This window comes from Vibrio sp. NH-7 (assembly GCF_053643215.1).
Genome location: NZ_CM132188.1, coordinates 437,563 through 452,785 on the forward strand (window position 1 = coordinate 437,563; position 15,223 = coordinate 452,785).

Consider the following 15,223-nt stretch of genomic DNA (forward strand, 5'->3'; position numbering starts at 1 on the left):
CATAATATACACGCCCTTTACCTATCACTGAGCCACTTATCGCAATGACAGATAAAACACAGCAAGCGACCTTTGCCGACCTCGGCCTGATTCCAACCTTAGTCGAACGACTTGAGGAGTTGGAGTATCTTCAGCCAACCCCAATTCAATCTTACGCCATTCCTCACGTACTTGAGGGCAAGGATTTTGTTGGTGGCGCTAATACCGGTTCTGGCAAAACTGCTGCGTTTTCGTTGCCTATCCTACAAAAGATTCTCGAGCAAGGTGATTCAAACCGCTCTCGCGGTAACTTCGTTTCACACCTTATTCTTGTCCCAACTCGTGAGCTAGCATCACAGGTTGCGTACAACGTGAAATCCTACTCGTACCACCTTCGAGATAAGGTAAAAACGGTGGCTGTATTTGGCGGTGTATCGGTGAATCCTCAAATGTTGGCCCTTCGTGGTGGGAGTGACATCATCGTCGCCACACCAGGTCGATTGCTTGATTTGGTTTCGAGTAATGCCATCAAGTTGGACCAAGTGAAAACGCTTGTTCTCGATGAAGCCGATCGTATGTTGAGCCTTGGGTTTACCGATGAGCTTAACAAGATTCTTGCGCTGCTTCCTGAGAAGAAACAAACACTGTTATTTTCCGCGACTTTCCCTGAAAAGGTGACCACCTTGGCTCAACACTTGTTGAGTGATCCCGTTGAAGTTCAGCTGCAAAGTGCCGAAGCAAGTACCTTGGTACAGCGCGTATTCAGTGTGAATAAAGGTGAGAAAACGGCGGTATTGGCGCATCTAATCAAAAAGCATCAATGGCGACAGACTTTGATTTTCGTGAATGCGAAGAACGCCTGTAATCACTTGGCTCAAAAAATGTCAAAACGTGGTATCACCGCGGAAGTGTTCCACGGCGACAAAGGGCAAGGTGCTCGTACTCGTGTTCTTGATGGCTTTAAGTCGGGTGAGATTCAAGTGCTGATTGCGACAGATATTGCAGCGCGCGGTCTCGACATCGAGAAGTTACCCGTGGTGATTAACTTTGATCTTCCGCGCAGTCCAGCTGACTATATGCATCGCATTGGACGAAGTGGTCGTGCAGGTGAAGTTGGTCTTGGTTTGTCTTTGATTGATTATGATGATTATCATCATTTCAAAGTGATCGAAAAGAAGAATAAGTTTCAGCTTGAGCGCGAGCAGGTTGAAGGGTTTGAGGTTGAAGACGATCAAAGTGAAGCTTACTTCCTGCCTATGAAGCCACGTGCCAAGCCTGAAGGCACAGGCAAAAAGAAGAAGAAAAAGCGCACTGAATAGTTTTAATGTTAGGGAGGTGAGCCGAATTGGTGAGCGCTCCCTAAACAGAAAAAGCGCCTTGCTTGATGTACAAGTAAGGCGCTTTTTTGTATCGCATTATCGACGTGGTGGGCGTCCACGAGGTGAGCGTTTTTTAAATGCTGACGCCGCTTTGGCTTGCGACTTCAAAATGGAGTCTACCGTAAGGTGCATTGGCTCCTTAGGTTCAAGGCCATGAGGAAACGTACGCGCTCTCGGCGGCAAGTTATATTCCTCTGCACTTGCGCGTGGCATGCGTTTAAAACGGTAGAGGTAGAAGTTTTCTAACTTTTCTCGCGCCCAATCGGTTTTCTTCAAATACTTTACGCTGCTTGCAATAGAAGGTTTTGTGTTAAAGCAGTTGAAGCGCATTGCTGTATCTAGAATGTCCCAGCCATAAAAATCCACCAACTCTTGCAACATTGTTTCAAGTTTTAACCCATGCAGTGGGTTGTTTCGTTGCAGTTCGATTCGCTCTTCGTCAGTCATCATTTTTGGCGCCATACTCATTAAAGGGCGGAGTTTAGCAGAGTCTATCGTTCAGAGGTATTGATAGTTGCTACTCAGCCCCCGAAACGAGTGGTATTTACGCTTTTGGAGGCTATCAAAAACTCATAGCATTACCCTATTATGTCGTGCTTCGTTCAATGAGCTTCACAGGCACCATCATTTTTACCAAGCTGCTGTTTTTGTTGTTGATTTGATCAACGATGATTTTTACGCATTCACGGGCTAAACGGCGGAAGTCTTGTCGGAAAGTCGTCAATTGATAGCTCAACCATTCCGTTTGAGGGATATTATCGAAGCCAATGACTTTGAGATCTTGTGGAATGGTTAACCCGAACTCAATCCTTGCGATATCCATAACAGCCATCGCAAGGTTATCGGTTGCGCAAAAAACAGCTTGAGGGCGATTCTTGTCAGCCAGCATAGTTCGCACTTTATCAAGTGAACTCGCGTAATCGTAGCTTGCTTCGATGATGCGCGGTGTTTTACCGGTTAAATCTTCAAATTCTGTGCAGAAGCCACTTTGGCGTTCGTCGTTGGTAAAGGTTGGTACTTCACCAGTTAGGTAAACTGCGTTTTTTACCCCACTTTCGTGCAGCAATTGTGCGGCTTGTTGTCCTGCTTCGTAATTGTCACTAATAACATAACTGCTCTTGGTGCCCTCTACGACTCGCGCGTACTGAACAATAGGGATATTGAACTCTTCACACTCTTCGTACAAAGATTTATTAAACGTTGCAGAAGCGGCAATGACGCCATCAACACGATACTGGAAGATATTGGGAATCGAATGATTGTCTTCGTCATCCACTTGCCACGGAATCAATACCGCAGAGTAACCCTGCTTTTGCAACTCGGTAGAAATGAGCTGGAGGGTTTTCATATGAATAGGGTAGTCGGCGTCGGGAAAGACCAAGCCGATAAGTTTCGATTCATTGGTTGTTAAGCTACGTGCAAACGCATTTGGGCGATAATTGAGTGCTTTTGCCGCTTCAAATACCTTGGTCTTTGTCTTTTCAGAGACGCTGCTTCCCGGAACAAATACGCGTGAAACAGTAGATTGAGAGACACCAGCCAACTTGGCGACGTCTTTGGAGGTGACGGTTTGTTTTTCAGCAGACATGTGTGCAGATTCATACGACGTTAAACTACATATAGATTACCATAAATAGGTACGTATTCATCTACATAAAGAGTAATCTTTCAGTTAAATAAAGGCTGGAAAAGGTTTTGGTTTTGTCATTTGGGTTAACCCAAAAAGAGAGTAGTGGTCAAAAGACGTGCTTCAAGCAAAAAGCCTTACCATAAAGTAAGGCTTGAATGGATGGCGTTTGCGATAAACGCATCAAGCGGCGTTCCCAGAAGTAGTAACGAATACTAGCGACGAATTGATCGTCGCTGTTTACAAACTCACTGCCTTCAAACCAATTGGGAGCAAATCGCTTAAACCGAAAGGGCGATCTAAGCGATATTGAGGCGGGTTAACGGCCCGCCTTTCGGACTTACTATAGTGATGGGTTTAGGATGCTTGATGTGCGCTCGAACACATCTAGACCTTGCTGTTTTAACCAGTATGGGAGGTCAATCAGTACCCAGTTCTCTGACAGTTTGTCACCATCACGGTAATAAACATCGACAACTTGCATGTCGGCGCGCACTTCGCCACCTGTCATTCCTAGGAAACCGCCGATTGGCGTGTTTGATAGGTTTGGCCAACCGAAGAAACATGAGAAGTTACCTTCAGCGAAGCGACAGACGTGGCCGTTGAACTTCTTGTCTTTAAGGTTGTTACGGAACGGCAATTGGTGTTGCTGTTGGTAGCGAGGAATGGTGTAAGACGCACCGATACCACATGGGCCGTACCAAATCATGTCTTTAGACCAGCTCTTTTCTAAGACTTCTGGTGGGCAGCCCATTGCGCCGCTGTCGTTGAGTGCCGATAGGTCATCCACCATTTTGTTGACCAGTGCCAGTGTTGCTACGCCTTCTTCTGGCGCTGCATCTTCGAACAGCAAACCATCGTGATTGCGAGGACCTGGGTAGACAAAGTGTTTACCTGTCGATGGCGGCAGTGGGTAACAACCCGCTTGGTCCATCGCACCGAGAAGATCTAGGAAAAGACCGGTTTTAGTGATCTTGCCGTTCTCGACACAGTTAAACTCTGCATAACGGATGTTCATGATCTTACCTGTAGGGCGCATACCTAGATATTCTGCGTCAAACAGACCCATGAAATGCCCCATGCTCATTACCCAAATTTCACCTGGTGTCACTTCGTTTTCACCACCAATGAAGATATCTTGGCGACGCTGCATGCGAGTCATGGATTTCATCAAAGGAGCCCAGAAAACGTCTGCTGCGGCTTGAGCACCTTGTTGCTCACGGAATGGATAAACACCACGCCATAGATAATCTTCAGATGTATGCGCTTTAAGAACTTCTGCTACGTTCTCGTGCGTTGCGTTTTCCATAGCGTCGAAATAGTTGCGAACAACACGCTTAGCTTCTTGATATTTAGACATAATAAACTCTCTTTCAGTTGCCGAGTCAGCAAAGTTGGAACAGGACTCGAAGTTAATTTGTTTTGCCGGCTGACCGTTCAGCCGGCAGGGTTGTTTTGATTAAGCAGTGGCTGATTGCGCTTTCTTGTTCTTGTCGAACACGCCGCCTTTCAGTGTTTCTGGTAGAGATAGCCATAGTAGACCAGCGACAATCCAGACAATCGGTGAGCCCCACATTGCGGTTTGTAGGTCGGTACGCTCTTGGATGAAAATAAGGACCATTGGCGCGAACATGCCGATAATACGTCCACCATGGAATAGCGCGGCACCAAAGCTGCGTAGGTGTGGAGGGAACAGCTCTGAGAAGTAGCCACCCCATACAGCCGATGCTGACAGACCGAAGTTGTAGATAAGACCGAGTAGCGCCAGCATATTAAGGCTACCGATCATCACGTCACTTGGCGCAACGAAGAAGATTGAAACCATGATGCCCGCAAGAATGAAGCCAAATGCATTCACTTTACGACCAAATTTGTCAGCGATAGCGCCCCATACCCAAGCACCAAACAGCGATCCAAATGCAGAGATTGAGAAGATAAGGCCTATGGTTGCACCATCAAATTGGCGAACTTCTTTTAAGTATGTGGTCACGAAGCCTGAGAAGAATTGATAACCGTAGAAGTTTAGACCAGCGAGTAGTAAACAAGTAATGGTAATCGTACGATACGGCTTGCTTAACATTTCGCCCCAAGAGCCTTTTTTCACTTCTTGCTGAGCATTGCCCTGGTCTGAATCTTGTTCTTCTTCCCCATAGGCAATCACTTTTTTATCGCTAGGCAGAATAAATAACATCACTACCGCGGCGGCTAGCGGCGGCACACCCCCTACCCACATCAGACTTTGCCAAGGCGCATCAATACTAGAAATAAAGGCTGCGTAAGCACCCATAGCCATTAAGGCCACTGAGAACATAGAAGAGGCGAAAGCAGTAAGCTTGCCGCGAACGGTGGGTTGAAATAGGCCAATCATCATGCTCACTGCAACGGTGAAATAACCACCCAGAGAAATACCAACGATGAATCGCATTGCCGCCCAAGTGGCGTAGTCGGTAAACATCATGTTGATAATGGTGGCGCCACCATTTAACGCTGTAATGGCGATTAGGGTGCTCTTCTTGCCAAACCGGGTGGCAAACCAAGCACAAGATAGAGCACCAATAAGCGCCCCCAGTGATTGCCAGGTGTAGAACTGAGCGGTATCTGACAAGCTAATGCCATCATACGCTTCCACTATGTAAGGGCGTACGTAGTCAATAATTACAAAGTTATAACAATAGAAAAAGTATCCGACTAGTATCGCAAGATACGCAGTTACTCTTTGAATCATAGGAACTTCGCTCATGTGTTTTTTCGCAGTCATGACCGATAAACCTCTATTTTCATTGGATTTTAAAAATATAAAGACTAAATGATGTTGATCTTCACTTGATCTTATTTCGTTTCTGTTCGGTGCTAATCATAGTTTTAATGGTGAATGATGATCCGTGATCAAAATCAATTTTCAAATGAATGCGTACCCATTTTGGGGTTTTTAGTGATCACGATCTCGAACTAGTATGGTTTTGTCATTCTTGAACACAAAATCACCTATATTGGTGACGATAGTCACAGTTACAGTGACATTTTGGAAATGGGAAGCGAGTTTTAAGTAGTATAAAGCGCGTCGCACAGCTTCCAAATAGATTCGGAAATTTCAAAATGGTTACGTACTCAAGTTTAATTGTTATTGCCGTGTACATAGCAACCACGCTGCTAATCAGCTACTTGGTGAATAGGCGATATCGCGTTGGTGGTGATTTCTCCACTGGCGGGAAGCAGTTTGGGTGGTTTACGGCTGGGGTGTCTATATTGGCCACCTACATCAGTGCGATGACCTTTGTGGGTATGCCCGGTTGGGTGTATAGCTCGGGTATGGAAGCGATGAGTATTCATCTTAACTATCCCATCGTGATCTTTTTTGCCGTTATCTTTTTTGTTCCGGTTTTTTATAAGCTGGGTTTAACCTCCATCTATGAGTACCTAGAGCACCGATTTGGTGTGTATGCCCGAACCATCAACTCGATTGTTTTTATTGTGGTGCAGTGTATTTCTGCTGGTGTGATTCTTTATGCGGTGGCCCTTATCCTGGTACATGTTCTGCCGATTGATATTTTCCAAGCCATTATCTATATCAGTATTTTTACCGCTGGTTACACCTATGCTGGTGGAATCTCGACGGTGATTTGGACCGATATGTTGCAGTCTGCGGTGTTGGTTCTAGGTAGCATCGCTATTTTCATTATCTTATTGACCCACATTGATGCGGCAGAGCACTTGTCGCGCGAGCAACTGAATATACTCAACCTAAACTTTGACTTGGGCGTCGATACAACGCTTTGGGCTGGGGTTGTGGCGGTGAGTTTTTTGCACTTGAATGTGTATGGCACCAACCAGTTGATCATTCAACGCACACTGGCCACCAAATGTGAGAAAACGGCACAGAAATCGATGCTGTTGTGTGGCTATGGCGCGTTTTTCATCTATCTGTTCTTTGCGTTAATTGGCGTGCTTCTGAGCGTTTTTTACCAAGATCACGCTTTTGCAAACAGCAATCAAGTGATCCTAGATTTCGTGTTCAATCATACTAACCCGATTGTGATTGGTCTTATCATTTCGGCTCTTGCAGCCGCAGCGATGTCAACCTTGGACTCTACCTATAATTCGATGGCCACTGTGGCCACTTTCGACCTGTACAAACGCTTTGTCCGCAAAAACGCAAGCGATAAGCACTATGAACACGTCGCGCGAAAGATGAGTTTGCTGGCCGCGGCGTTGGTTATTATCCCTGCCTTGCTAGCGGTATCTAACGAGTCGGTACTGAAAACCATTGCCAGTTTAACCTCCATCTTTGTCGGCATTCGATTAGGTTCGTTCGTTTTAGGCCTATTTTGGTCATCTGCCAATGAGAAAGGCGTGATCGCAGGGAGTATTGCCAGTGTGATTGTAGTCTTTGTCGCGAGATTTATGGACATCGCCTGGCCTTGGTTTGCACCGCTAGGCACCTTGGTATTTCTTGTCGTCGGGGTACAGGTCAGTCGTCGATGGGGCTCGGTGAGTGCTGAGCAACAAATCTTTATCAACAATCAAAAACATCTCTTTGCAAAGCCAACGGCGAGCCACTATGGGTTGTTGGCGTTCGCAGCCGCGACCATCGCAGCTTGTGCGGTGCTTCCTGATTGGCTTTATGCTGCACTGTCTTAATGGGTAAGTTTATGCTGTCTATCTTTGATATTTACAAGATCGGTGTGGGGCCTTCGAGTTCTCACACCAACGGACCAATGATTGCGGGATACCATTTCACGCGCTTAATTGAATCTAACTTGGAAAAAGTGACTCGTATTCAAGTGGATCTTTATGGTTCGCTTTCACTCACTGGAGTTGGTCACCATACGGATCGTGCGACGATTCTGGGTTTGTTAGGCAATAAGCCCGATACGATTAAAATTGCTTCGGCCAACCGAGCGATGCGCAAAGCTGTCGATGAAAAGATATTGTCGGTCAATGGTCGCCATGACATCGAGTTCAACTACAAATCGGATATGCTCTTCCGCCAAGAGAATTTACCTCTGCATGAAAATGGTATGACGATTACCGCGTTCGATGCACAAGGTGAGCAAATTGGTTTTGAAACTTATTACTCGATCGGCGGTGGTTTCATCGCAACGGCGGATGAAATACAAAATGGCAGTGCGATTGCTCCAGTAGAGGTCGAGTTCCCTTTCTCTAGTGCAGACGAAATGCTGGTACAAGCAGAGAAGAACGGCATGAGCTTAGGCGGCATGATCCTGCAAAACGAACAAGCATTTCAGGATATGGATGCCATTAATCAACGTGCAGAACAGATCTGGCGTGTCATGATTCGCTGTATGGAGCGTGGTTTCGAGACAGAAGGGATTTTGGAAGGTGGCTTGAACGTGACCCGCCGCGCGCCAAACTTGCTGAAGAAGCTTGAAGCAAATGCAGCAATCGAAAACGATCCAATGGAAATCATGGATTGGATTAACCTGTTTGCTTTTGCAGTAAGTGAAGAAAATGCAGCGGGCGGACAAGTGGTTACGTCGCCAACCAATGGTGCGGCAGGTGTGATTCCTGCGGTATTGATGTACTACCATCGCTTCATCAAACCGCTTGATACTAAACAGCTCAAAGACTTCCTTGCTGTATCCGGTGCTATTGGCATTTTGTACAAAACCAATGCGTCAATCTCTGGGGCCGAAGTGGGTTGTCAGGGTGAAGTTGGTGTATCTTCCTCTATGGCAGCCGCTGGCTTGACCGCGCTACGTGGTGGTAGCAACGAGCAAATTTGTATTGCGGCTGAGATTGCTATGGAGCACTCACTGGGGATGACGTGCGATCCTATTGGTGGTTTGGTTCAAGTGCCGTGTATTGAGCGCAATGCCATGGGGGCAATGAAAGCGATCAATGCTTCTCGCATGGCATTAAAGCGTAATAGTAAATGTTTGATCTCGTTGGATAAGGTGATTGAAACCATGTACCAAACGGGCAAAGACATGAACAAGAAGTATCGGGAGACCTCATTGGGAGGGTTAGCGCTCATTCATCTTTCTCCGCCGTGTGAGTAGTCTTTCGCTACTTTACGGGATTGGCTCGGTGCGTTTGAGTTGTTTTAAACTAATTGGCTTCACATTTTACTTTAAGCTTATTTGGCGAAATATGATCCTACTATCTACACTAAAGTACTAACAATAAAGAGAAAGCAAATGACGCTTTCGTATCGTGCTAGTAGGAGAAAGTGTTGTGACAATGGAATCCAGCACAGTACTCGTCATTGATGATCAATCGGTAGTAAGACATACACTATCACTGTGCTTAAACAACTTGGGTATCGGCCAAGTCGTGCAAGCGCAAGATGGCCAAGAGGCGAAAAGCAAGTATGTAGACTATGAGTTTGACGTTATTTTTTGCGATCTAGACATGCCGGTCGAAGATGGTTTTGAAGTGCTCCGCTTTTTAGGTGATCAAGAGTATCAAGGTTCAGTCATTATCATCAGCAGTCAAGAGCAAGAGGTGTTAGCATCAACCTCGAATCTTGCGAGATTGTACGATCTCAACATCATAGGCTGCGTTGAAAAACCGATCACTTTCCCTACTGTTCAGTGTCTTTTCAATACTATCCAGAAACGCTCCTCAAAAAAAAGTACTACTAAGAATTTGCCTGTGTTGAGCGAAAGTGAACTTCAGGCAGCCCTCCAATATGGTCGCCTGGAAGCCTATTATCAGCCCCAACTTTCTCTTAGTAGTAAAAAAGTGAAAGGTCTAGAGATATTAGCTAGGCTGTTTGATCATAATGGAGCCTTAATTTTTCCTGACCGATTTATTCCCACTGCTGAGCAATCACCTTCGTTGATACTTGCAATGACAAAGCAGATCATTGAATTTGCGTTGCGAGACATATCAAACCAGTTTGAACACCTGTCAAAACTCACATTTGCGTTCAATATCTCCGGTAAAGTATTAGAAGACCGTGATTTCCCCAAGTGGTTGAATCGTGTTGCAAGCACATATGAAATTCCTCATGAACAGATTGTTTGCGAGTTAACAGAGACCGCAATCAGCACCGACCAGACCACCATAGACGCGCAAATGTTGAGATTGCGAATTATGCGATTCAAGCTCTCAATCGATGATTTTGGTACGGGTTACTCTTCGATCGCTAAGTTGCACACCATTCCTTTCAACGAGTTGAAAATAGATAAAAGTTTCGTCGTCGACTGTTTGTCTAACACAAAGTCTGCTGCCATTGTCGAACAGAGTATCAAAATGGCAAAGGCGATGGGTATTGAAGTTGTCGCGGAAGGGGTAGAAACCGAAGACGTTGAAGCGTTTCTAATTGGGTCAGGCTGTGGGGTTGGACAGGGTTACTTGTACGCCAAGCCGATGCCACTCGATTCTGTCATAGAGCTGATTAAACAAGGCTGAAACCATAAAGAGAAAAGCGAATGAAGTTTTCCATCAAATTGCCACTGCTGTTTTTGAGTTTAAGTCTCATCATGCTTGCAGTGGTGACGGTCGTTTCTCTTAAAGCGAGAGATATTCAGCAAGAAAAAATGTTGCTCAACATGGAGCGAGAGGCCACCTTGTTGATCCGGCTGATAGAGCGTAATTTGTTTGAGCGTTACCACGATGTTCAAGCTTTTCGCCTTTCATTGGGAAGAGTCGACGAGGGAAAGCTCAAATTCATCACCTCAAGCCCTAAGTTCGCTTCCAGCCTCAACGATTTTGTCAGCAATTACAAAGTGTATCGACGTATTATGGTTTTCGATCTTGATGGAGAACTGTTGGCATTTAGCACCAAGAACTCGTTTGGTAAAACGCTTTCTAGCTCTCAAGCTTCGGCCGAAAAAGTAGCCAATAGTGATTGGTTCCAAGAAGCCATTTCCGGCGAAACTTTAGTACCTGAACAACCCGAAAGTAGCTACGTTATTGGTCCTAAGCGTTTCCTCATCGACGATAAACCTAACTCTTTTGATATGGTGTTTGCATCGCTGATTTTTGACCATGAAGGCCGTAAAGCGGGCTTGTGGGTCAACGTCGTTGATTTTTCAGCGGTCGAATCGATTGTCGCAGAAACGTACGAGTTGTTGTCCAATCGGGGTTTTGTGAGCTCAGAGCTAACGATCTTAGACAAAGAAGGTCGCATCATTGTTGATTATGACCCAGTGGGGCAAAGTAAAGCGCGGTACTCGCGTGATTTTAATGTGCTCAATCAGTTGAACTTGGCGACAAACGGTGTGGAAGGGGCGCGACTTGCGGTAGCGGGTCGAAGCGGGTCAAACATATCTATGCATTTTCGAAAGCAGATTGAGCAAGTGACAGGGTATGCTCATACCAAAGGTGCTTACGATTACCCAGGACTTGGTTGGTCTGCATTGATCCGAGTCTCGGTTGATGAAGCGTTCTTTGATTCCAATTTGTTATTTAAAACGACGTTCTTTTTATCGATGATAATGCTAGTGCTGATTTTGTTAGTGTCATTCTATCTAGGGAAAAAGATTGCGAGCCCGCTCAATGAGCTGTCGTTGGCAATAAAGAGTCTGGCAAATGGAGAGAAAGACGTTGTTTTGCCAGCGGTAAAGGGTCAAGACGAAATCGCTGTTATGGTCTCTGAGCTTGATAACCTAAAAGATATCGTAATAGAGCGAGCGCAACTGAGCGTAGAGACTGGCGAGCAGCGCTCCATGCTTGATATTCAAAATAAAGCCATCGATTCGACCACATCGGGTATTGTGGTGAGTGACGCAACTCAGCCGGACCTTCCCATCATTTTTGCCAACAAAGCGTTTGAAATGCAAACCGGCTACAGCCGACAAGAAGTGTTAGGGAAAAACTGTCGATTTTTGCAAAACGACGACCGAGACCAAAAAGGGATAGATCAGCTGCGTGACGCGATTGCTAATCAAACCTCCTGCTCGGTAGTTATTAGAAACTATCGTAAAGATGGCACCTTGTTCTATAACAACTTGAAGATTGACCCTGTTTTCAATGAACAAGGGGAGATGACCCACTTTATTGGTATCCAAACCGATGTTACTGAAATGAAGCGTCGTGAGGCAGAAAATACGACCAAGTTGGAGCAAGAGATAGCTCGCCGAACCGAAGAAGTGAGAGAGTCTGAGACTCGCCTTCGTACCGTGTTTGATACGGCATTGGACGGTACGGTTGTTATCGATGACAAAGGAACCATTATTGATGTAAACCGTTCGACAGAACTGATTTTTGGCCGTGATAGGGATGAGTTAATTGGTGAGAATGTTGCTATTTTGATGCCGGCGAAATATGCCAATAAGCATGACGAGTACATTCAAAGCTTCATGAGAACGGGTGACAAAAAGCTCATTGGTCAGCCAAGACAAGTTGAAGGGCTGCATAAGTCTGGCCGTGTATTCCCTATTGAAGTTTCCGTTGGCGAAGCGAAAGTAGGTGATACTCAAGTGTTCGTCGGCGTCGTGAAAGATATTACGGTACAGGAAGAAACGAAAGCGAGGGAAACCCTACTTCAGAACGAGTTGTTTGAGAGAGAGCTGGTGTACCGAGCAGCGTTTAGCCAAGCAGCAGTCGGCATATGCCGGGTTGCATTGGATGGGCGCTTTATCGAGGTGAATGACAAAATGTGTCAGATCTTTGGCTACAGCGAGGAAGCGCTGTTATCAATGCATTTTGGGGACGTTACACATCCTGAAGATTTGAATGAAAGCCAGCAGATGGTCGATGATTTAATTGAGGGATTACAACGTTCATTTACGATGGACAAGCGATACCTCAATAAATCGGGTGATACTTTTTGGGCAACGCTATCGGTGTCAGCTGTGACCAACGAAGAGGAGCAGCCCAAGTATTTTGTCGCGGTTGTGGAAGACATTACCAAGCGCAAGAATATAGAAAAAGAGTTACGTTCAGCCAAGACTGCCAGAGATGGGTTACTCCGTGGAATGCGTTTAGCTTCAGATGCGGGAGGAATCTGCAATTGGGCATTGAATGTGGATACTGGTGCTCTTAAGTGGGATGACAGCATGTATACCCTTTATGGTGTTGAGCGCAACAAACCCCTTCATTATGAAGATTGGGAACGATCACTGCACCCCGATGACTTTTCCTACGCGACAAAAGCCTTTAAGGAATCACTGGAAAGCAAAGAGGTGTTCAACGCAGAGTTTAGAATTATCAATCAAAAGACCAATCAAACTCGATGGGTGAAAGCGGCGGGTGATGTGGTCTTCGACAAGGAGTCCGGAGATAAAATGGTGTTCGGGATTAACTTGGACATTACTGATGAAAAAGATGCGCAAGCGGCTCTAGAGCGAGAGACACTCTCAGCAAAACAAGCCAACGAAGCAAAATCTCGATTCCTTGCCACTATGAGTCATGAAATTCGAACGCCAATGAATGGCGTCATTGGGATGGTTGATTTGCTTAGAGAAACCAACCTGAGTCGAGATCAAGTAAATATGGTCAGCACCATTCGAGACTCATCATTCTCTTTACTCGAGATAATCAATGACATTCTCGACTTTTCGAAGATTGAATCTGGGCAAATGGAACTAGATTTAACTGATGTCAATATACTAAATTTGGTCGAAAAGACGCTCGATGCACTTTGGGTCAATGCTCATCAAAAAGATGTCGGTCTCTACCTAGAGGTGGAAGATAACTTACCCGAGTCACTCCTTCTAGACCCAGTGCGTACGCGTCAAGTTCTACTTAATTTACTCGGCAATGCCATTAAATTTACTGCAAGTCACGAGCAGCAAGGTTATGTGAAAGTGTATGTCGGCTATACGGAGGGAGAGCTGCGAATTGCGGTTGAAGATAACGGTGTCGGCATGACTCAAGATCAACTTGAGCGCCTGTTTAAGCCGTTTACTCAGGCCGATACTTCTACCACTCGCAAGTTTGGAGGTACCGGGCTAGGGCTGAGTATCAGCAAATCCTTTGTCGAGCTGATGGGCGGTGAAATTCGCGTCACAAGTAAGCACCATCACGGTAGTCGGTTTACCTTTACCATCCCAGGTGAAGTGTCGAACTCTGATTGTCAATTTGACCGTTTTGATCTGTCGGAATTTGCTATTGTACTCAATATCGGTGATCGGTATTTGCGCGATTCAACCGAAAAGGTGCTTGCGCAGCTGAGTCCGAAGCAAATCATCAATTCGGTCGCAAACGATGATTTGATGACGTCTTCCAAGATGATTGTTGTTGGAGACGATCTTGCTCATGCAGAGGTGAGCGAGAGATATCGATGCTTGGTTCTAGATGACAATCCAGCTTCCACAAAAGGGTATGCAGAACCGAATAAGGTTGTCGTCGGCGCGCACCCTTTAAAACCAACCGAACTTATGTATGGCTTAGCGATACTTTCTGGCAACGAAAGCCCCGACTTTGATTGGTCTGCCAGTTTGTATGGTGACGTTGGCTCCCATCAACATGAAGTCAACGAACCTACAGAAGGTATAGTGATATTGTGCGCGGAAGACCAGCCAACAAACCGCTTGGTGCTGAGCCAGCAGTTGACCAAATTAGGCTATCAGTTTGAGATGACGGAAAACGGTCAGCAGGCTTTAGAACGTTGGATTGATGGCGATTTCGCTATGGTGCTGACAGACTGCCATATGCCTGAAATGGATGGCTTCGAGCTGACGTCGGAAATACGTCGGATTGAGTCTGAAATGGGTTTAGATCGTACAACGATTGTAGCGATAACGGCAAATGCACTTGTTGGTGAAGCGGAGCACTGCTTGGAAGCCGGAATGGATGACTATATATCAAAGCCAGTAGAGATAGCTAAACTTAACAAGGTACTCTCACTGCGTCTTAGAGGTCGAGCACTGCGGGATAAGCAGCAAAGCGGCGATGACACGTCGAGTAGTCGCTTTACAGAGTCAAATGCCGATACAGCACTGATTGATTATGACCATCTCGCTAATGTTATTGGCAGCGAGGATATGGAGATGAAACGTGCAGTGTTGTCGATGTTTTGGAACAGTGTTAGTCAAGATGTCATAAAGCTGGAAGAGGCCGTTGAAGCTAATGAGCTCGATGATGTGAGAAGCTTAGCGCACGGGGCGAAAGGCGCGTCGACATCGAGTGGAGCTAAAAAGCTCGGTGACCTGTTCCGAGAAATTGAAAAAGGCTACAACAAGCGAGAAGACGCTCGTGAGCTTCTTGTCGAAGTGAAGGCGATGATGGAAGAGATCGAAGCACAGCTCAAAGCAGACAATATTATTTAATCAATGCATCTGGGCTTATTGAAAAGGATTGGTTGGCGGTAACTTGGAGAGGGAAC

General features: G+C 45.8%; 9 protein-coding genes. 5 read left to right on the forward strand and 4 right to left on the reverse strand.

Annotation, left to right across the window (positions count from 1 at the left end; genetic code table 11):
* Positions 1–44: 44 nt before the first annotated feature.
* Positions 45–1,298, forward strand: a complete 1,254-nt coding sequence (locus tag ACUALS_RS16305; RefSeq protein WP_454449856.1) for a DEAD/DEAH box helicase — start codon at positions 45–47, stop codon at positions 1,296–1,298.
* Positions 1,299–1,394: 96 nt separating this feature from the next.
* Here the strand turns inward: ACUALS_RS16305 and ACUALS_RS16310 are convergent, their stop codons facing one another.
* The 4 genes from ACUALS_RS16310 to ACUALS_RS16325 form a co-directional block, all read right to left on the reverse strand.
* Positions 1,395–1,808: a VF530 family protein gene (locus ACUALS_RS16310; RefSeq protein ID WP_038136300.1), complete on the reverse strand. Its 414-nt coding sequence runs from the start codon at positions 1,806–1,808 to the stop codon at positions 1,395–1,397.
* 136 nt (positions 1,809–1,944) lie between these two features.
* A complete protein-coding gene (locus ACUALS_RS16315; protein WP_005474603.1) occupies positions 1,945–2,946 on the reverse strand; it encodes a LacI family DNA-binding transcriptional regulator in 1,002 nt (333 codons plus the stop codon).
* Positions 2,947–3,328: 382 nt separating this feature from the next.
* Complete coding sequence (locus ACUALS_RS16320) at positions 3,329–4,345, reverse strand: nuclear transport factor 2 family protein (protein ID WP_454449857.1); 1,017 nt, start codon at positions 4,343–4,345, stop codon at positions 3,329–3,331.
* 99 nt (positions 4,346–4,444) lie between these two features.
* Entirely contained in the window at positions 4,445–5,743 is a 1,299-nt protein-coding gene (locus ACUALS_RS16325) for an MFS transporter (protein ID WP_454449858.1), read from the reverse strand.
* Positions 5,744–6,081: 338 nt separating this feature from the next.
* On the opposite strand from ACUALS_RS16325, the gene ACUALS_RS16330 reads away from it, so the two are divergent.
* The 4 genes from ACUALS_RS16330 to ACUALS_RS16345 all read left to right on the forward strand — a co-directional run bounded on the left by ACUALS_RS16330 (position 6,082) and on the right by ACUALS_RS16345 (position 15,167).
* Positions 6,082–7,623, forward strand: coding sequence for a sodium:solute symporter (locus tag ACUALS_RS16330; protein ID WP_454449859.1), 1,542 nt, complete (start codon positions 6,082–6,084; stop codon positions 7,621–7,623).
* An 11-nt stretch (positions 7,624–7,634) separates the two neighbouring features.
* Entirely contained in the window at positions 7,635–9,005 is a 1,371-nt protein-coding gene (locus tag ACUALS_RS16335) for an L-serine ammonia-lyase (protein WP_454449860.1), read from the forward strand.
* A gap of 181 nt (positions 9,006–9,186) precedes the next feature.
* Positions 9,187–10,362, forward strand: coding sequence for an EAL domain-containing response regulator (locus ACUALS_RS16340; RefSeq protein ID WP_454449861.1), 1,176 nt, complete (start codon positions 9,187–9,189; stop codon positions 10,360–10,362).
* A 20-nt stretch (positions 10,363–10,382) separates the two neighbouring features.
* Positions 10,383–15,167 carry a PAS domain S-box protein gene (locus ACUALS_RS16345; RefSeq protein ID WP_454449862.1) on the forward strand — a complete coding sequence of 1,595 codons (4,785 nt, stop codon included), beginning with the start codon at positions 10,383–10,385 and terminating at the stop codon, positions 15,165–15,167.
* Positions 15,168–15,223 lie beyond the last annotated feature (56 nt).

Excerpts from the sequence above, each read along its gene's own strand:
- ACUALS_RS16330 (WP_454449859.1), top strand. The coding sequence starts at position 6,082 with ATGGTTACGTACTCAAGTTTAATTGTTATTGCCGTGTACATAGCAACC.
- ACUALS_RS16340 (WP_454449861.1), top strand. The coding sequence starts at position 9,187 with ATGGAATCCAGCACAGTACTCGTCATTGATGATCAATCGGTAGTAAGA.
- ACUALS_RS16335 (WP_454449860.1), top strand. The coding sequence starts at position 7,635 with ATGCTGTCTATCTTTGATATTTACAAGATCGGTGTGGGGCCTTCGAGT.
- ACUALS_RS16325 (WP_454449858.1), bottom strand. The coding sequence starts at position 5,743 with ATGACTGCGAAAAAACACATGAGCGAAGTTCCTATGATTCAAAGAGTA.
- ACUALS_RS16310 (WP_038136300.1), bottom strand. The coding sequence starts at position 1,808 with ATGATGACTGACGAAGAGCGAATCGAACTGCAACGAAACAACCCACTG.
- ACUALS_RS16315 (WP_005474603.1), bottom strand. The coding sequence starts at position 2,946 with ATGTCTGCTGAAAAACAAACCGTCACCTCCAAAGACGTCGCCAAGTTG.
- ACUALS_RS16345 (WP_454449862.1), top strand. The coding sequence starts at position 10,383 with ATGAAGTTTTCCATCAAATTGCCACTGCTGTTTTTGAGTTTAAGTCTC.
- ACUALS_RS16305 (WP_454449856.1), top strand. The coding sequence starts at position 45 with ATGACAGATAAAACACAGCAAGCGACCTTTGCCGACCTCGGCCTGATT.
- ACUALS_RS16320 (WP_454449857.1), bottom strand. The coding sequence starts at position 4,345 with ATGTCTAAATATCAAGAAGCTAAGCGTGTTGTTCGCAACTATTTCGAC.